Below are 17,551 nucleotides of genomic sequence, written 5' to 3'. Positions count from 1 at the left end.
AGAACTACTGCGCCCCACGGACCTTCGTCCGTGGGGCGCAGTGCCGTCCTCAGCCGACCTGGATGGTGACGGAGGGGTAGCCGGTGGCGCCGTCGGGGACCACGTCGGCGCGGTCGGCGGTTTGCAGGTTGCCGGGGCCGTCGGTGCTGCGGGCGCGGAGGGTGTGCGGGCCGGGGGTGGCGTCCCAGTCGAAGGTCCATTGGCGCCAGGTGTCGAGGGATTGTTCGTCGGCTAGGCGGGCGGGTTGCCAGTTGCCGTTGTCGATCTGGACCTCGACGCTGCGGATGCCGCGGTGCTGCGCCCAGGCGACGCCGGCGATGGTGTTGCGGCCCGGCTTGATTCGGCCGCGCGAGCGCGGGGTGTCGATGCGGGTGCCGGTCTTGATCGGGCCGAGGGCGGACCAGCCGCGGCGGGTCCAGTAGGCGGTGGCTCGGTCGAAGCGGGTGACCTCCAGCTCGGTCACCCATTTGGTGGCGGAGACGTAACCGTAGAGGCCGGGGACCACGAGCCGGGCGGGGTAGCCGTGCGCGACGGGGAGCGGTTCGCCGTTCATGCCGACCGCGAGCATGGCGTCGCGGCCGTCGGTGAGCACGGACAGCGGGCTACCCGCGGTGAAGCCGTCGATGCTGTGCGAGAGCACCATGTCCGCGTCGGGGTGCGGACCCGCCTCGGCCAGCAGTTCGTCCAGGCGATAGCCCAGCCAGCGGGCGTTGCCGATCAGATCACCGCCGACCGGATTCGACACGCAGGCCAGGGTCACCAGTCGCTCCATCACCGGCCGGTTCGCCAAATCCGCCCAGCTGAGCCGGATTTCGCGATCCACCATGCCGTGAATGCGCAACGACCAGTCGTCCTTGGACAGCTGCGGCACGATCAGCGCGGTGTCGATGCGATAGAAGTCGGCGTTGGAGGTGAGGTAAGGCGTCAGCCCCGGCACCCGGAGATCTGCGCCCGGCGCGATCGGCACCTCGGGCGCGACAGGCTGCGGCAATTCGACCGCCGCCCGCTCGCCCGATACGTCTCGTCGTCGCAGCCCGAGCACTTTGCCACCGACACCGGTGACAATGGCGAGGCCGCCTACTACCGCCAGACCTTGCAGCACCCGGCGTCGTTCGGGTGCCGCCACTTCCCGCCCAGCTCTGGCGGAGTCAGAGGTAGCGATGACCGCCGCAGGCCCGGTCCTACCCGCCGTAGTCGAGTCGGCGGTGTCACCGGAGGCAGCGGCTGCTCCTGCGTGCGCGGTCCTATCCGCTGGCACTGTCGACTCGGCCGGACTGTCGGCGGTTGGCGAGCGCGTCTCCGGTGCTGCCGCCGATTCCGGTCTGGCGCTTTCGGTTTCACCCGCCGAGTGGACGGCAGTCGCAGAATGTTGTTCGTCGGCCCGCTCGGCAGCCTCGGCAACCGCGTCGATCCGACGAGTCAGCACGCGCAGTGCATAGATGCCCACGACCACACCGACGATCGTCGGCAGCGCGCCGGACAGACTGGTCCGCCCGACCGCGACGATCGTCGCTACCACGCCGAAGATTCCGAGAATCGTCGAACCCGCTGTGCGCGAAGTCCGTTCGAGCGCCCCCGCCAGCCCGGCGACGATCACCGCGACCACCGCCATGCAGATATACAGCACGGTCTTGTCGCTCGTACCGAACGTACTGATCGCCCATTCGCGCACATCGTCCGGCGTGTGGTCCACCACGGTCGCCCCGAGGGCGTTGAGGGGCGCGCTGTCGGGGCCGAAAAACGCCGCAAGCAGTTCCGCGACGCCGAGCGTCACAGCTGCCGAGACGATCCCAGCCGCCACCCGCGATCGCAGATCGGCCATGAATCCGAGCGTACTGCGGGAAAGGCCCAGGAATGTGACCATTCGGTGACGGCAAGGCCCTGGTCGGGTTATCCGGCGAACTCGTCGGCGAGGGTGTTCCAGAACATCAGCTCGTAGCTCTGGAAGAGGCGGGCATACAGGTGCGCTTCGTCGCGCTTGAGCCGTCCGGAGTCGAGCCCGGCCTGGATGGCCCGCAGCGCCTGCTGCTCGATCTCCGGCACATCGGTGGCGTAGAAATCGAAGAACGCGCAGGCCGCGTCGTCGAATCCGTAATGCTCACGCATGCCGGCGGCGACGTCGCGGCAGTACGCGCCGAACGTGGCGAAATTCGCGTAGATCCCGGCGGCCACCGAGGACGACTCACCGTTCACCGCCAGCCACGCCACATACGCCGGGTACGCCTGGCATCCCGCCCGCGGCAGCTCGGTCCCCGGATCCGCGCCGGCCGCGGCGAAGAGCGCGTCCAGCATTCCCTGCGCCTGCTGCTCACCCGGCGCGAGCATGCCGAAGAACGCGCGGGCCTGCGTATCCGCCGCCCGCGCCGCCATCTCGTGGAAACTGCGCCAGTCACTCCCGGTGATCCGCCACTCCTCGGTGGCGATCGCGGCGAACACCGTCCGCGCCGCCTTGCCCGCGGCGATCAATGGAACGAGCCGATTGTCCGGCTCTCGCGGCGCCAGCTCCGCCTGGATCTCATCGAGCAATTTCCTTGCGCCGTCAGTCATCTCAGCACGCTCCCGATCCTCGACGGTGTCACCCCATTGAAGCGCGAACCAGGACAACTCGTCCGGGAAAACCGAAAAGCGCCGCCCGCGAAAGAAATTCGCGAACGGCGCTGTCGGTGGTAAGTCAGCTGTAGATCTTCGCCACATCGTCGGCGTGCTGCTTCATCACGACCGCGCGCTTGAGCGACAGCTTCGGGGTGAGCTCCCCGGTCTCCTGCGTCCAGTCGATCGGCAGGATGCGCACCTTCTTGATGCCCTCGGCATGCGAGACTTTCTTGTTGGTCTCGGCGACCGCGGCATCGACATCCGCGATCAGCTCCGGGTTCTCGATCAGCTTCTCGATCGGGGTGTCCTCGGGCAGGTTGTGGTTCTTCTTCCAGCCCGGCAGTGCCTCCGGATCCAGGGTGATCAGCGCGGCGACGAACGGCTGGCCGTCGCCGACCACCATCACCTGGCTGATCAGCGGGTTGGCCCGCAACGAATCCTCGAGCAGCGCGGGGGAGACGTTCTTGCCGCCCGCGGTGACGATGAGTTCCTTCTTGCGGCCGGTGATGGTGATGAACCCGTCCGCGTCGATGGCGCCGAGGTCGCCGGTCTTGAACCAGCCGTCCTGGAAGGCTTCCTTGGTGGCTTCCTCGTTGCCCCAGTAGCCGTCGAACACCACCGAGCCGCGCAGCAGCAGCTCGCCGTCCTCGGCGATCTTCGCGCCGTGGCCCTCGATCGGCTGACCGACCGAACCCACCCGGATGTTCTCCGGGGTGTTCACGGTGATCGCCGCGGTGGTCTCGGTGAGCCCGTAGCCCTCGTAGATGGTGACGCCGACGCCGCGGAAGAAGTGGCCGAGGCGCGCGCCGAGCGGTCCGCCGCCGGAGACCGCGGCCTCGCACTGCCCGCCGAGCGCGGTGCGCAGCTTGCTGTAGACCAGCTTGTCGAACAGCGCGTGCTTGAGCTTGAGCACCAGGCCGGGCCCGCCGTTGTCCAGCGACTCGCTCCACGCGATGGCGGTTTCCGCGGCCGCGTCGAAGATCTTGCCCTTGCCGCCGTCGTGCGCCTTCTGCTTCGCGCTGTTGAACACCTTCTCGAACACCCGCGGCACCGAGAGGATGAAGTGCGGCTTGTAGCTGCCGAACTGGTCGACCAGGGTGGACCAGTCGGAGGTGTGCGCGACGGTCACCTTGGCGTCGAACGCGACCAGCGCGACCGCGCGGGCGAACACGTGCGCCAGCGGCAGGAACATCAGCGTCCGCTTGCCCGGCCGGATGAACGTGCCGAGCGCGATCCCGTCCGAGCGGGACTCGGCGTACAGGTTGGCGTGCGAGAGCATGACGCCCTTGGGCCGCCCGGTGGTGCCGGAGGTGTAGATCAGGGTGGCGGGTGAGGCCGCGTTCACCTGCTTGCGCCGGTCGTGCACGGCCTGGTCGTCCAGGTCCTTGCCGCGGGTGGTCAGCTCGTCGACGACGCCCTTGTCGATCTGCAGCGTCTCCTTCAGCTCGGTCAGCGCCGCGGGCTCGATCTCATCGATGATCGCGCGGTGCTTGTCGCTGTCGACGATCAGCAGCTTGGTCGAGGAGTCCTGCAGGATCCACTTGGCCTGCTCGGCGGCCGAGCTGTCGTAGATGGCGACGGTGCAGCCGCCGACGGCCCAGATAGCGAAGTCGAGCACGGCCCACTCGTAGCGGGTGGGGGCCATGATGGCGACCCGGTCGCCCAGCTCGATGCCCGAGGCGATCAGTCCCTTGGCCACTCCGGTGACGGTCTTCGCGAACTGCGCGGCCGTCACGTCCTGCCAGCCACCGCTCCCGTTCGGCACGTTGAACAGCACCGCGTCCGGCGACTGTTCGGCGTGCCGGAAGACGTTGTCGGAATTGTTCGCGTCTTCCGGAATGGTGTAGGAAGCCGGGACTTCGAACTCTCGCATCAGTGCCCTTCCACGTGGGTTTACTCGCCAGTAATCTACGACACCTTGGTCAGGGCCGTGAGGTCGACCACCAGAAACGGATCCGTGCGTAACCGCCGAGTACGGACCCGTGTCGTAGTTATCCTAAGTCCCGCAATTCGGCAGGCTGAATCGCTTCCCGCAGGAACGCCGCCAGTTCGCTCAGCACCGCGGCGGCCGGGGCGACCAGCGCGGCTTGCAGTTGCGCGACATGCCACAGGCCCGTGCTCTCGGTGAACCGGACCGGCACGCCCGCGTTGCGCAGGGCCTCGACCAGATCGCCGCACTGCCCGTGCAGCAGCTCGCTCACATCGACCTGCACATAGGTCGGCGGCAGGCCGACCAATTCGCCGGTGAGCGGCGCGTAACCAGGATCACTGGAATCCCCGCCGCCGAGGTAGGCGGCGGCGCACGCGCGCGACCACCGGCGGTTGATCACCAGGTCGCTGTCGCGTTCGGGAATCTGATTGGGGTCGGTCCACGGCGCGATCAGGCCGAGCGCGGCTGGCGTGTGCCCGTGCCGCGCGATCAGCCGCTGCGCGGTGGCCAGGGACAGGCCGCCGCCCGCGGAATCGCCGGAGAGCGCGATCTGGCCCGGTAGGTAGCCCGAGCTTTCCACCAGCTCCAGGAACGCCGCCTCGGCGTCGTCGAGCGCGGCGGGGAACGGATGCTCCGGGGCCAGCCGATAGTCGAGAACGTAGACGGTCGAACCGGTTTGGTGCGCCAGCCGGGCGGCCAGCGACCGGTGCGTGGCCGGCGAGCCGACCGCGTAACCGCCGCCGTGCAGATAGAGCACCGCGCCCCGGGGCGTCTTGGTGGCGGTGATCTTCTCGGCGGGCCTGCCACCGAGCCGGATCTGATCGATGATGGTGCCCGCGGGCACCAGTTGCGCTGCCGAGCCCACTTCGAGCAGCAGGCGCTGCATCCGCCACGGCGCCCGCTGGTTCAGCGTGGCGCGGAAGATCGGACGCAGCACCGCTCGTGCGACGGGCAGCGGAAGATTGATGTCCCGCATGGTATTTCGAACTCGAATCAGGGTAGGAACGGACGGTTCACGACGGCGGCGATGCGCTGGTAGCCGGAGGCGGTGACGCGGACGAACACGTCGAGCAGCTTGGCCTCCCAGCCGATCAGCACCCGGCCGTGGCCCTTGCGCACGCCCTCGGTGATGGTCTGCGCGGCCATCTCCGGGGTGTGCATGGCCAGCTTCGCGTCGAACATCGAGGCGGCCTTCTTGCCGTCGATGCCCTCGGCCCAGGTGGCGTTGCGCGCCACGGCGGTCTTGATGCCGCCGGGATGCACGCAGGTGACCTTGACCTTGTGCTTGCCCACCAGCATCTCCTGGCGCAGCGACTCGGTGAACCCGCGCACCGCGAACTTGGCGGCGTTGTAAGCACTTTGGCCGGGGACCGCGATCAGGCCGAACAGGCTGGACACGTTGACCACGTGCCCGTCGCCGGACTCGATCAGCAACGGCAGGAACGCCTTGGTGCCGTTCACCACGCCCCAGAAGTCGACGTCCATGATCCGCTCGATGTCCTTGAACTCGGACTTGATCACGTCGCCGTGGTAGGCGATGCCTGCGTTGTTGTAGATCTGGTGCACCTTGCCGAAGTGCGCCTTCACCGCGTCCGCGTAGAGCAGCACGGCCTCGCGCTCGGCGACATTGATCCGGTCGGACTTGACCTCGGCGCCCAGTGCTTCGCAGCGGCGCACGGTCTCGGCCAGGCCCTCGGTGTCGATGTCGGACAGCGCCAGCTTCGCGCCGCGCTTGGCCAGGTTCTCCGCGAGCGCGCGGCCGATGCCGGAGCCGGCTCCCGTGATCACACAGACTTTGTTCTCGAAGTAAGCGTCTTTGCTCACTGGGGTGCCCCTACTTTCAAGTCGGCCTTGGACTGGTTGGTGGTTTGGTAGGCGTCCACATCGAAGGACCGGGTGAGCCTACGGAATTCGAAGGTGAAGTCGGGCCACAACGTGGTGTTGTTGCCGTGCTTGTCCAGGTACCAGCTGGCGCAGCCGCCGTTGAGCCAGACGCTCTTGCTCAGCTTGCGCTGCAGGTCCTTGTTGAACTCGTCCTGCACATCGCGGCGCACCTCGACCGTCTGCAAGCCGAGCTTGTCCACCGTGGCGAGCGCGTCGGCGACGTAGTTCAGCTGCGATTCGATCATGTACACCATCGAGGTGTGGCCGAGGCCCACGTTCGGGCCGAGCAGGAAGAACATGTTGGGGAAGTTGGCGATGGTCGCGCCCTTGTAGGCCTGCTGGCCGATCTCGTCGAAGACCTCGCTCAGCGTGCGGCCGTCGCGGCCGGCGATGGTCTCGTAGGTCGGCGAGTCGGTGACGTGGAAGCCGGTCGCCACGATGAGCGCGTCGATCTCCCGCTCGGTGCCGTCCTGGGTGACGATCGAGTTCGCCCGCACCTCGGCGATGCCGTCGGTGACCACGTCCACGTTGTCCCGGCTGATCGCCGGGTAGTAGTTGTTCGAGATCAGCATGCGCTTGCAGCCGATGCGGAAGTTCGGCGTGACCTTGGCGCGCAGCTCGGGATCGCGCACCTCGGCGCGCAGCTTGGCCTTGGCGATCAGCTCGAACGCGCCCATCAGCGCGGGCAGCTTGGCCAGGCCGACCACCTGGGTCTCGCGGGCGGCGTAGATGGCCGCGCGGGACAGGCGCTGGAAGCCGGGGACGTGCTTGAACGCGAGCCGCTCGAGCTTGGTGTACGGGCGGTCCAGGCGGGGGAGTAGCCAGGGGGCGGTGCGCTGGTAGACGTCGAGGTGGGCGACCTTGTCCGCGATCGCGGGCACGATCTGGATGGACGAGGCGCCGGTGCCGATGATCGCGACCCGCTTGCCGGCCAGGTCGGCGTCGTGGTTCCAGCGGGCGGAGTGGAACGTCTCGCCTTGGAAGTCGTTGATGCCCTTGATATCCGGCAGCGCGGGTTCGCACAGCGCGCCGACCGCGGAGACCACGGTCTCGGCGACGAAGCTGCCCTGGGTCGACTCGACCTCCCAGCGGGCGGTGTCGTTGTTCCAGCGGGCGCTGGTCACGTCGCAGTCGAAGATGTGCTTGTCGTAGACCTGATACTTCTTCGCCACGCCCTGGATGTACTGCTGGATCTCGCCTTGGCGGGAGAAGGAGCGCGACCAGTCGGGGTTCAGCGCGAACGAGTACGAGTACAGGTGCGAGGGGACGTCGCAGGCCGCGCCGGGGTAGGTGTTGTCGCGCCAGGTGCCGCCCACATCGCCGCCGCGCTCGAGCACCAGGAAGTCGTTGCGACCCTGCTGGCTGAGCCGAATGGCTAGACCGAGGCCCGAGAATCCGCCGCCGATGATGATCGTCTTGACGCGGCGGACCGGCCGGTCGCCGACAGCTTTGTCTGTAACCTTGCGACTCATGTACCCGAGCGTAGAGACTTATTGAGCATCAGTCAATAGTATTGAATCACGTTCAGTAGGATGTCGGTGTGAGTATCAGTCGTTCCGGTCCGGGAGAGTCCAAGCGTGTCCGGCTCAGCCCGGACGAACGCCGCCTGCAACTGATCACCCTCGGGGCCGAGATGCTCGCCGAGCGCGCGCTCGAGGACATCTCCGTCGACGACATCGCCAAAGAGGCCGGCATCTCGCGCGGGCTGCTGTTCCACTACTTCGCGTCGGTCGCCGAATTCCACGAGGCGATCGCGCGGCACGTCAGCGCCGAGTTCCTGACCGCGACCGCGCCGGACCGCAGCCTCGGTCTGTTCGACATGCTGCGCGACTCGGTCGAGCGCTACGTCGACTACGTCGAAGACAATCGCGCGGCTTATCACGCGATATTGCGCGGACCCTCCAGCTACAACCCCGGCATGGTCACTTACGTCAACGAGTCCCGCAGTGCCATCGCCGAACTCGTGCTCACCGAGGTGCCGATTCCCCCGGACGACCCCGATCGTCCCCGGCTGTCACTCGCGGTGCGCGGCTGGATCGCCTTCGTGGAGGAAACAATCCTCACCTGGATGAGCGAAAAGCCCATCGCCCGTGAGCAACTCATCGAGCTGCTCGTCGAATCCCTACCGGCGCTTGCGCTCAGCCCCGCGCTGGCCGAAGCTCTGCGCGGCTGAGGGTTTCGGGTCAGCAGTTTTCTTCGATGTAGAGCATCCGCCGGTCGTCTTGCGTACGAAATTGATGCGCCAGAAAATAACCGCCGCTGCGCTTTCCGCCCGGCCCGGTGTAGTTGTGTTTGATCTTCTCCCACAGCGGCATTCGTGCGGTGTCGGGCACCAACTCCGGAAAGAGGCCCCCGCCTGTAGCGAGTACAACGCACACCGTCGGATCCTTGATCAGCCGGCGCACTACCCGCAAATAAATCCGCCAGTTGGTCAACTCCCAGCAGACTCCCGCGTCGTCCTCGAGTCGCACCACCCCGGTCATTCCGCCAGGGTTGGTCTGAAATCCCTGCATTTCCCGAGTATCCGCTGCTCGCCGCACTCGGTCATGTCATTTTTCACCTGACGAAAAAAGGCCCGCCCTCATCGGTTTCGATGAGGGCGGGCTCTTTACTGACCGGTAATCGCCCCGGTCAGTTGGTTATCAGGGCAGAACCTGCGGGATGATCTGCGGTGCGACCGCGCCCAGGATGGCGCCGATCACCGCGGCGAACACGACGTAGCTGATGCCGCTGGCGATGATGCAGGCGAAGTAGCCGACGATGAAGACCAGGATGGCGGGGATGCACAGGACGGCGGCGACGCCGAGGCCCGTCATGGCGCCGGCCGCGAGGCCGTTGGCCACCGGGTCGTGATTCTGTGCGTCCGGATTGGTCGCGATGGGCTTCAGTTCGCCTGCGGCGACGTTCTTCAGTTCACCGGCGATTTCCGTGGTCACCTGCGGGGTGACGACCAGGGTCTTCCCGTCCGGGGAAATCTGCGGAGCCAGCGCGATCGTGTTGCCCGCGGCCGACTTCATCGACATCGGGAACTCGGTGACCTTCGCGCCGGTGGCGGATTCCACCTGCACCGCCGACGAATCCGCGGTCAGGGTGAACTTGCCACTGTTCAGCACCGTGGAGACGGACTTCAGGTCCGCCGACGTGGTGGTCTTGTATTCGACGCCCTGCTCGGCACCCGCCGCCGACAGGCTGTCGGCCCACCGAGCCTGCTGGTCCGCGAGTTCGGTCGCGGACGCGGTGCCCGCGTTGGCGAGGCTGGCCACTACCGCGAAAGGCAGAACCACCGTGAGGATCTGGCGGCCTGCGCGCATGACAGTCTTTTGGAACATTTAGGCTTTCTCTCCCGCCCCCGACCGCTATGGAACGCCTTGTCCCCCAGACGAATCGAAGCGTTGATATTGATCGACAGGGATATTCATATCCGACGATCCCCGAGAAGCTGAACTAATGTGACGAGCGCCACATCGAGCCGCAAAATGGGCCTTTTATCCCGAGTCATTCACCTCATCGGCCTGCCGGTGGAATCGCTGCAGGCGGCATCCCCGGCGGAGTTGTCCGTGGCTATCGGGCTGCGGCGAATGCGCGCTGTTGTTTTGTCGTCAGGTCGTGCGCCTCGGCCGCGCTACCGGCCCAAATTTCACCGACGTAGCGGCCTTGTGGAACCACGCAGTGCCAGCTGTTGCTGCTGCCGGCGTTGATGATTGACCAGCAGCGGGCGGCCGCTACCTCGGGCGGGCTTGCGGCGGGAAGGAGGCGGTCGTCTCGAATCCTGCGATAGCGCACCGCAGAATCCGCCAATGCCTGCGCGAGCTGTTGTGCCGCTTCGGGATCACGCGTGCGGTAGGCGTAGGTACCTCGAACGCCCGCGGCCGTCATCCCAGCATCCTGAAACAACTTCAGCGCGGCAAGCTGGTCGAACGCGAAAAGGGCGGCACCACGGGGTCCGTAACTGCCGGATTCCCCGGAGTCGTTTCCGACGGAGAGCGCGTACATCCCCTCGGGGTCGGCGGATAGATCAGCAACCTTCGCATCGTCGGTGGGAGCGAATGAATCGAGCAGTGGGCGTTGCAATTCGGCGGCTCGTATAGTCGCCGCTGCCGCTTGTGCCTCGGTCTTCGCGGAAACGCGAGTGAAGATGACGAACCTGTCATGCGGCGTGAAGGCCGTACTGTCGACGCAGTCGCCCCTGTCCGAAGCGTTGTGGATGTCGTACAGGCTGAACCGAGTATCGGAGGCTTCGGGAAGTGTGACTGCTCGGCGCGAGTCCGTTTCCAGCATGCCCCGCGACGTCAATGCCGCGTCGGCGAGGTCATCGGCGGCGCGGGTCGCCGTCGCACGGTCCGGAAACCGCATGATGCCTTGTGTCACAACCTTTTCGAACGAGCTGCCAGACGCGTCCGAGCTCGAGGTGACGAATCCGGTCAACAGCCCGTTCTTCGTCGCCGCATCTCGGATTGCACCGTTGTGCCCGACACTGACCAGCAGCATCGCTCTGGTCAAAACCCCGGACTCGCCCGGATAGACAAGTGACGGATCCACTTCGGCCGGCAACGCAATCGCTTCCGCCATCCGTGCCCCCTCTGCAAGCGCACCGATGCGCTGCCGGTCCACGGGCTGATTGCCGGTCGTAGTGGCCGCCGCCGAAGCTTCCACCTGCCGCTGCGAATCCTCTGACGAACAGGCGGTCAGGGTGAGTACGGCGGCAACTACGGCCACCCGCCACAACAGATGCACCGTGACATCCTTGCAAACCGAAGCCATCAGTCGTTGATGTCGTCCGAGTCGTAGTTGATGTCGAGGTCGTCCGGGCGAGATGGCCACGGGGGTGCTGTGATCGGTTTTCCGGTCCACGGATCTACCTGCACAACTGGATATTCTGTCTGATCCACTATTCCTGATCGATTCCACAGCAGGTTCTCGCCGAAGAACAGTTCGGCGGGGACCTCTGGGTGTCGATCTGACACAAACATATTCCACCCGTTTCGGAATCCGAGCCGGAGACTGCCGGACTTGAACAGTACCGCGGCCACTATCGGCGCCGAAAGTATTCGCTCGACCTCGGTGGTCGGCCAATGAGTGATCGCATGTCGGTCGGGATCATCCGGGGACAATGAGCGGGGAGACAGCTCGGCCCCGTAGCCTGCGACTATCCGAAACGGCGAATCCATCGAGAGCTCGAAGACATCCGAGCGCCACTCGATATGAGTAACACTGCTGCCTTGCAAAGGTCTCAGCAGCCACCGGTTCTCGTATTCTGTGATCTCCCTATTCATTCGGGTCCGTTCATCATCGATCCAATTCTTGCCGTATGTTACCGATGCTGTCGTCGGAGGCTGTTCCATCTGGCTTCTTTACAAAGACGTCGCCAGTTTCCAAATCTACCACGACATCTGGGTTTCTATTTGAACCGTCACCGCGCCACCCGCTGTACGATTTTATTCTGTGAATCGCGTCTTTTACGTCCTTCGCGGGGACGCCGTAGTAGTTGGCTATCTTATTGATTCTTGTAGTTTGTGAGGCTGTCGTGAATGCGCCGCTAGGACTATTCGGATTTATGTCGTCGTCATCATCGATGAGCACGCGCATGGCGATGATGGTGGCTAGGGAGGTGAGGGTGGTGGTTAGGTCGGGGACTTTGTCGAAGGATTTGATGATGCCGACGGCTCCGGCGGCGGCGGTGGCTAGGCCGACTGCTTTGAGGAGGTTGCTGCCCTGGTAGACGGTGCGGATTGTGTTGACGGTGTTGGTGGCTATGACGCCGACGCCGCCTGCTCCGGCGGCCGCGCTGCCGCCGAAGGTGAAGAAGGCGGCGGCCGCGGCGGCGACCACGGTGAGGCCGATTGCCCATTCGGCCTGGGTGATCGAGGATTCGAAGTTGCCGCGCACATCGACTGTGCCGGTGTGGTATTCGGCGACCGGGGTGGCCAGGTTCTGGGATGCGGCGGCGACCTGGGTTGCGCCGTTGCGCAGGGTTTCGAGGTGGCCGAGGATCGGGGGCAGGTTCGTCTTGTCGTCGATGTTGTCGAATAAGCCGATGATGGTGGTGATTTGGGCTGCCGCGCCGGTGACGGTTTGGTGGTTGGCGAAGGTGGTCCAGGTGGACGACGCTTTCGCGAGTTTCGCGATATCACCGTTAGGGAGCTTGCCGAACTGCTCCAGGATCTTGGCGATCAAGGCATCGAAGAGTTCCTGCACGCCGCCGTGGTGTTCGATGCCGATTCCGTTGTTGCGCACCGAGGTCGGGATGCTGACCTGATACTTCGACACCTCGCGAACATCGGGCCGATCGGGTGGCGGATTGCTCTTGTTGCTGATGCCGTAGTTGTATCCGGTCGCGTACAGCACATAACCGAAGTTGGTGAGGGCGTCCGCGAGGTCGGTGCACGACTGCATCACGTCGCGCGCGGCGCCGTCGTATTTCTCGCCCCACTCTTTGCAACCGGGCGCGTCACCCGCCATGCCCGCGCATTCGCCTTTGACGGCGTCGTGCACCGGTTTGTCCGCACGGCGCAGCTCGGCGGCGAGGTCGTGGCATTTCTTGCCGGCGTCGTAGTAGGTCTGCCAGTCGATGCGCACGGCTCAACCCCCTTGCAGCATCTTGCTGTTGAGTTCGATCGCTCGGGTATAGCGCCCATGCGCCTGTTTTGCCGCGTCGCTCATCTCGCGCACACCTTCGACGAATTCGCGTGCACCGGTAGCCCATTGGCGATGGGCGTCGGCATAGGCCTGGGCGGCAACGCTTTCCCAGCCGGTGCCGTGCAGTGCGGCGACGCGGTCGTCGATTTCATCGAGATGGTCGGCGACGAAGCCGGCGAGCCCGGCGAGGCGGGAGACGATCTGGTCGAGGTGTTCGAGGTCGACCGCGAATTCCGAACTCATGGCAGGTCCAGACTGGAGGTGTCCAATGCGGCGGCATTGCTTTCGTCGCGCTTCTGGTACGTATCGGCGGTGATGCCGAGTTTTTCCGCCATACCGGTCAAGGCCGACATGATCTGCACCCCGCCGTCGCGGACATCGGTCCAGCCGTTGGCGAACTCGGTGGCCGAGTCGCCGGTCCAGCTCCCGTTGGTCAGTGCGTCGACGTCTTTGGCGGCGGAATCCAGCGCAGAACGCAGCGCCTCGGCCAGTTCGTAGACGTATTTACCGACGTCGCGAACCTGCTCGGGAATGACCGAAACCTGCTGGCCGGGTGTCACCGGCGTACCCCCGTCGCTCATGGTGGCGAAGTTTACTGACCGCGCGCACCGGTGTCGACCACGGGAAATGCCGGACGCCGGGTCGAATCCGCTGGAAAAGCGGAGTCGACCCGGCGTCCGGTGGTCTAACTATTAGTTGGTCGGCTCGAAGGCTTCGGCGACGATCTCCGCCTGTTCCACCGCGTGCACCTTGCTCGAACCCGAGGACGGGGCGGACATGGCGCGGCGGGAGATGCGGCGCAGTTTGCCAAGGCGCTCGGGCAGGACCTCGGGGAGGTTGAGGCCGAAGAAGGGCCACGCGCCCTGGTTGGCCGGTTCCTCCTGGACCCACGCGATATCGGTCGCGTTGGGGTAGCGGTCGAGCGACTCGTTCAGGCGGTAGGTGGGCAGCGGGTAGAGCTGCTCGATCCGCACGATCGCGACGTCTTCACGCTTCTGCTTGGCCTTCTCGGCGGCCAGCTCGTAGTAGAGCTTGCCGCTGGTCAGCAGGACCCGCTTGACCTTGCTGCGGTCGCCGATGCCCTGCTCGTAGGAGGGCTCGTCGAACACCGAGCGGAACTTGCTCTCGGTGAAGTCCTTGAGATCCGACACGACGGCCTTGTTGCGCAGCATCGACTTCGGGGTGAAGACGATCATCGGGCGGCGGATGCCGTCCAGCGCGTGGCGGCGCAGCAGGTGGAAGTAGTTCGCCGGGGTGGACGGCACGGCAACCGTCATCGAGCCCTCGGCACACAGCTGCAGGAACCGCTCGATGCGCCCGGAGGTGTGGTCCGGACCCTGACCCTCGTGGCCGTGCGGCAGCAGCAGCACGACGTCGGAGAGCTGACCCCACTTGGCCTCACCGGAGGAGATGAACTCGTCGATGATGGACTGCGCGCCGTTGACGAAGTCGCCGAACTGCGCCTCCCACAGCACGAGTGCGTTCTCGTTGCCCAGCGAGTAGCCGTACTCGAAGCCGACGGCGGCGTACTCGCTCAGCGCGGAGTCGTGCACCGCGAACCAGCCCGGGTCCTTGCTGCCGATGTTGTGCAGCGGGGTGTATTCCTCGCCCGACTTGCGGTCGATGATCACCGAGTGCCGCTGGGTGAAGGTGCCGCGCCGGGAGTCCTGACCGGTCAGCCGGACCGCGCGACCCTCGTCGATCAGCGTGCCGAAGGCCAGCAGCTCGGCGAAGGCCCAGTCGACCTTGCCCTCGTAGGCCATCTCGCGACGCTTCTCCAGCACCGGCTTCACGCGCGGGTGCACGTTGAATCCGTCGGGCACGTTCAGGAACGCGTCGCCGATGCGCTGCAGGATGGTCTTGTCCACGGCCGTCTGCACGGTGGTCGGCACCCGCTGGTCGTCCTCGACCGACTCGCTCGGTTCCGGCGTGTACTTCTCCAGCTCGCGGACCTCGTTGAACACCCGCTCCAGCTGACCCTGGTAGTCGCGCAGCGCGTCCTCGGCCTCTTTCAGCGAGATGTCGCCACGGCCGATCAGGCTCTCGGTGTAGGCCTTACGCACCGAACGCTTGGTGTCGATCACGTCGTACATGGCCGGCTGGGTCATCGACGGGTCGTCGCCCTCGTTGTGGCCACGACGGCGGTAGCAGACCATGTCGATCACGACGTCCTTGCGGAACTTCTGCCGGAAGTCGACCGCGAGCCGGGCCACCCAGTCGCAGGCTTCCGGGTCGTCGCCGTTCACGTGGAAGATCGGCGCGCCGATGAACTTCGCGATGTCCGTGGAGTATTCGGTGGAGCGGCTGTTCTCCGGCGCCGTGGTGAAGCCGATCTGGTTGTTCACCACGATGTGGATGGTGCCGCCGACGCGGTAGCCGCGCAGACCGGACAGGTTCAGCGTCTCGGCCACCACACCCTGACCCGCGAACGCGGCGTCACCGTGCAGCATCAACGGCATGACGGAGTAACCCTCCGGGCCGTCGCCCTTGTCCAGCAGGTCCTGCTTGGCCCGGACCAGACCCTCGAGCACGGGGTCGACCGCCTCCAAGTGCGAGGGGTTGGCGGTGAGCGAGACCTCGATCTCGTTGTCGCCGAACATCTGCAGGTAGGTGCCGTGCGCGCCGAGGTGGTACTTCACGTCGCCGGAGCCGTGCGCGCCTGCCGGGTTCATGTTGCCCTCGAACTCGGTGAAGATCTTCGAGTACGGCTTGCCGACGATGTTGGCCAGTACGTTCAGCCGGCCGCGGTGCGGCATGCCGATGATGACCTCGTCGAGCGAGTGCTCGGCGCACTGGTCGATGGTCGCGTCCATCATCGGGATGACGGCCTCGGCGCCCTCCAGCGAGAAGCGCTTCTGCCCGACGTACTTGGTCTGCAGGAAGGTCTCGAAGGCCTCCGCCGCGTTCAGCCGGTTCAGGATGTACTTCTGCTGGGCGACAGTCGGTTTGACGTGCTTCTGCTCGACCCGCTCCTGGATCCACTGCAGCTGCTCGGTTTCCAGGATGTGGGTGTACTCCACACCGACGTGGCGGCAGTAGGCGTCGCGCAGGACCGAGAGGACCTCGCGCAGCTTCATCTGCTCCTGGCCGTGGAAGCCGCCGACGTTGAACGTGCGGTCCAGGTCCCACAGCGTCAGCCCGTGCTGGGTGACGTCGAGGTCGGGGTGGCTGCGGAACTTGTCCTTGACCAGCCGCAGCGGATCGGTGTCCGCCATCAGGTGGCCGCGGTTGCGGTAGGCGGCGATCATCTCGAGCACGCGGGTGCTCTTGTCGACGCCGCGTTCGCGAATGTCCTTGCGCCAGCGCACCGGCTCGTACGGCACGCCGAGGCCGTGGAAGATCTCGTCGTAGAACTCGTCGGAGATCAGCATCTGGTGGATGGTGCGCAGGAAGTCACCGGACTCCGCGCCCTGGATGATGCGGTGGTCGTAGGTGGAGGTGAGCGTCATCAGCTTGCCGACGCCGATATCGGCGATCCGCTCGTCGCTCATGCCCTGGAACTCGGCCGGGTACTCCATCGCGCCCGCGCCGATGATGGCGCCCTGGGCCGGCATCAGGCGCGGCACCGAGTGCACGGTGCCGATGGTGCCGGGGTTGGTCAGCGAGATGGTGACGCCGGAGAAATCGTCGGAGGTCAGCTTGCCGTCGCGGGCGCGGCGGACGATGTCCTCGTAGGCGGTGTGGAACTGGCCGAAGGTCATCGCCTCGGTGCCCTTGATCGCCGCGACGACCAGCGAACGGTTGCCGTCCTTGCCGGGCAGGTCGATGGCCAGGCCGAGGTTGGTGTGCGCGGGGGTGATCGCGTTCGGCTTGCCGTCGATCTCGGCGAAGTGCCGGTTCATGTTCGGGAACGCGTTGACCGCCTTGACGATCGCGAAGCCGAGCAGGTGGGTGAACGAGATCTTGCCACCGCGGGTGCGGGCCAGGTGGTTGTTGATGACCAGCCGGTTGTCGATCATCAGCTTGGCCGGGATGGCGCGCACGCTGGTCGCGGTCGGGATGGTCAGCGACGCGGCCATGTTCTTGGCCACTGCCGCCGCCGCGCCGCGCAGCACCTTGGCCTCGTCGGCCGCGGTGTCGGTCTTCGGGGCGCCGGAGGTGGGGGCCGCGTTGGAGGTCGGCGCCGGGGTGGTCTGCGGTGTGCGCGCGGTGGCCTTCGCCGGCGCCTGCGCGGGGGCCGCGGGCTTGGCCGGCGCGGGCGCGGCGGCCTTGGGCGCCGCGTTCGCCTTGGGGGCCGAGTTCACCGACGCGGGTGCCGGAGCCGGGGTCGGCGCCTGCGCGGGAGCGGCCGCGGCCGGAGCGGCCGAGCTGTTACCGGAATCACCCGTGGCTTCGGGCGTGTAATCGGCGAGGAACTCGTGCCAACTCTCATCGACCGAAGATGGATCTTGCTTGAACTTCTGATACATCTCATCGACTAGCCACTGGTTCTGTCCGAACTGGGAAGTTGAGCTGCTCACAGCAGGTGTTCGCCTCATTTCGTTCTTCGCGCTGCGACGTTTGTGACGT

General features: G+C 65.9%; 15 protein-coding genes. 1 reads left to right on the top strand and 14 read right to left on the bottom strand.

Annotated features, from left to right (window positions below):
- Positions 1-49 precede the first annotated feature (49 nt).
- From AB0M22_RS07175 to AB0M22_RS07150, 6 genes are all read right to left on the bottom strand, one after another.
- The gene (locus AB0M22_RS07175; protein ID WP_364722160.1) at positions 50-1,822 is read right to left on the bottom strand and encodes a molybdopterin-dependent oxidoreductase; all 1,773 of its coding nucleotides are present in this window, start codon (positions 1,820-1,822) and stop codon (positions 50-52) included.
- A 68-nt stretch (positions 1,823-1,890) separates the two neighbouring features.
- Positions 1,891-2,547, bottom strand: a complete 657-nt coding sequence (locus tag AB0M22_RS07170) for a hypothetical protein (RefSeq protein ID WP_364722158.1) — start codon at positions 2,545-2,547, stop codon at positions 1,891-1,893.
- A gap of 124 nt (positions 2,548-2,671) precedes the next feature.
- On the bottom strand, positions 2,672-4,465 hold the full coding sequence (locus AB0M22_RS07165; protein WP_364722156.1) for a long-chain fatty acid--CoA ligase: 1,794 nt from the start codon (positions 4,463-4,465) through the stop codon (positions 2,672-2,674).
- A gap of 118 nt (positions 4,466-4,583) precedes the next feature.
- Positions 4,584-5,498: an alpha/beta hydrolase gene (locus tag AB0M22_RS07160; RefSeq protein WP_364722154.1), complete on the bottom strand. Its 915-nt coding sequence runs from the start codon at positions 5,496-5,498 to the stop codon at positions 4,584-4,586.
- Positions 5,499-5,515: 17 nt separating this feature from the next.
- Complete coding sequence (locus tag AB0M22_RS07155; protein WP_364722152.1) at positions 5,516-6,346, bottom strand: SDR family NAD(P)-dependent oxidoreductase; 831 nt, start codon at positions 6,344-6,346, stop codon at positions 5,516-5,518.
- Positions 6,343-7,878 carry an NAD(P)/FAD-dependent oxidoreductase gene (locus AB0M22_RS07150; RefSeq protein ID WP_364722150.1) on the bottom strand — a complete coding sequence of 512 codons (1,536 nt, stop codon included), beginning with the start codon at positions 7,876-7,878 and terminating at the stop codon, positions 6,343-6,345. The genes AB0M22_RS07155 and AB0M22_RS07150 overlap by 4 nt, the downstream gene beginning before the upstream one ends.
- A 74-nt stretch (positions 7,879-7,952) precedes the next feature.
- Here AB0M22_RS07150 and AB0M22_RS07145 point away from each other — a divergent pair, with 74 nt between their 5' ends.
- Positions 7,953-8,579 (top strand): TetR/AcrR family transcriptional regulator, encoded by a 627-nt coding sequence (locus AB0M22_RS07145; protein ID WP_364723986.1) that lies wholly within the window; start codon positions 7,953-7,955, stop codon positions 8,577-8,579.
- 10 nt (positions 8,580-8,589) lie between these two features.
- Here AB0M22_RS07145 and AB0M22_RS07140 read toward each other — a convergent pair whose 3' ends face one another.
- From AB0M22_RS07140 to AB0M22_RS07105, 8 genes are all read right to left on the bottom strand, one after another.
- Positions 8,590-8,889 (bottom strand): hypothetical protein, encoded by a 300-nt coding sequence (locus AB0M22_RS07140; protein ID WP_364722148.1) that lies wholly within the window; start codon positions 8,887-8,889, stop codon positions 8,590-8,592.
- Positions 8,890-9,048: 159 nt separating this feature from the next.
- Positions 9,049-9,735, bottom strand: a complete 687-nt coding sequence (locus AB0M22_RS07135) for a hypothetical protein (RefSeq protein WP_150402363.1) — start codon at positions 9,733-9,735, stop codon at positions 9,049-9,051.
- Between the two features lie 232 nt (positions 9,736-9,967).
- A complete protein-coding gene (locus tag AB0M22_RS07130) occupies positions 9,968-11,140 on the bottom strand; it encodes a hypothetical protein (RefSeq protein ID WP_364722145.1) in 1,173 nt (390 codons plus the stop codon).
- Between the two features lie 26 nt (positions 11,141-11,166).
- Complete coding sequence (locus AB0M22_RS07125) at positions 11,167-11,679, bottom strand: hypothetical protein (RefSeq protein ID WP_364722143.1); 513 nt, start codon at positions 11,677-11,679, stop codon at positions 11,167-11,169.
- 13 nt (positions 11,680-11,692) lie between these two features.
- A complete protein-coding gene (locus tag AB0M22_RS07120; RefSeq protein WP_364722141.1) occupies positions 11,693-12,982 on the bottom strand; it encodes a hypothetical protein in 1,290 nt (429 codons plus the stop codon).
- 3 nt (positions 12,983-12,985) lie between these two features.
- Complete coding sequence (locus AB0M22_RS07115) at positions 12,986-13,285, bottom strand: WXG100 family type VII secretion target (protein WP_364722139.1); 300 nt, start codon at positions 13,283-13,285, stop codon at positions 12,986-12,988.
- Positions 13,282-13,623: an ESX-1 secretion-associated protein gene (locus AB0M22_RS07110; protein WP_364722137.1), complete on the bottom strand. Its 342-nt coding sequence runs from the start codon at positions 13,621-13,623 to the stop codon at positions 13,282-13,284. Before AB0M22_RS07110 ends, AB0M22_RS07115 begins: the two co-directional genes overlap by 4 nt.
- A 111-nt stretch (positions 13,624-13,734) precedes the next feature.
- Positions 13,735-17,520: a multifunctional oxoglutarate decarboxylase/oxoglutarate dehydrogenase thiamine pyrophosphate-binding subunit/dihydrolipoyllysine-residue succinyltransferase subunit gene (locus tag AB0M22_RS07105; RefSeq protein ID WP_364722135.1), complete on the bottom strand. Its 3,786-nt coding sequence runs from the start codon at positions 17,518-17,520 to the stop codon at positions 13,735-13,737.
- Positions 17,521-17,551: the final 31 nt, after the last annotated feature.

Source organism: Nocardia sp. NPDC051756 (genome assembly GCF_040681495.1).
Lineage (GTDB): Bacteria > Actinomycetota > Actinomycetes > Mycobacteriales > Mycobacteriaceae > Nocardia.
The sequence above is the reverse complement of the archived record's forward strand: the minus strand, read 5'-3'. Positions and strand labels throughout refer to the sequence as shown.

What these genes read in the sequence shown, in the direction of transcription:
- AB0M22_RS07165 (WP_364722156.1), bottom strand. Translation starts at nt 4,465, where the DNA reads ATGCGAGAGTTCGAAGTCCCGGCTTCCTACACCATTCCGGAAGACGCG.
- AB0M22_RS07135 (WP_150402363.1), bottom strand. Translation starts at nt 9,735, where the DNA reads ATGTTCCAAAAGACTGTCATGCGCGCAGGCCGCCAGATCCTCACGGTG.
- AB0M22_RS07110 (WP_364722137.1), bottom strand. Translation starts at nt 13,623, where the DNA reads ATGAGCGACGGGGGTACGCCGGTGACACCCGGCCAGCAGGTTTCGGTC.
- AB0M22_RS07105 (WP_364722135.1), bottom strand. Translation starts at nt 17,520, where the DNA reads ATGAGGCGAACACCTGCTGTGAGCAGCTCAACTTCCCAGTTCGGACAG.
- AB0M22_RS07160 (WP_364722154.1), bottom strand. Translation starts at nt 5,498, where the DNA reads ATGCGGGACATCAATCTTCCGCTGCCCGTCGCACGAGCGGTGCTGCGT.
- AB0M22_RS07125 (WP_364722143.1), bottom strand. Translation starts at nt 11,679, where the DNA reads ATGAATAGGGAGATCACAGAATACGAGAACCGGTGGCTGCTGAGACCT.
- AB0M22_RS07170 (WP_364722158.1), bottom strand. Translation starts at nt 2,547, where the DNA reads ATGACTGACGGCGCAAGGAAATTGCTCGATGAGATCCAGGCGGAGCTG.
- AB0M22_RS07150 (WP_364722150.1), bottom strand. Translation starts at nt 7,878, where the DNA reads ATGAGTCGCAAGGTTACAGACAAAGCTGTCGGCGACCGGCCGGTCCGC.
- AB0M22_RS07175 (WP_364722160.1), bottom strand. Translation starts at nt 1,822, where the DNA reads ATGGCCGATCTGCGATCGCGGGTGGCGGCTGGGATCGTCTCGGCAGCT.
- AB0M22_RS07115 (WP_364722139.1), bottom strand. Translation starts at nt 13,285, where the DNA reads ATGAGTTCGGAATTCGCGGTCGACCTCGAACACCTCGACCAGATCGTC.
- AB0M22_RS07140 (WP_364722148.1), bottom strand. Translation starts at nt 8,889, where the DNA reads ATGACCGGGGTGGTGCGACTCGAGGACGACGCGGGAGTCTGCTGGGAG.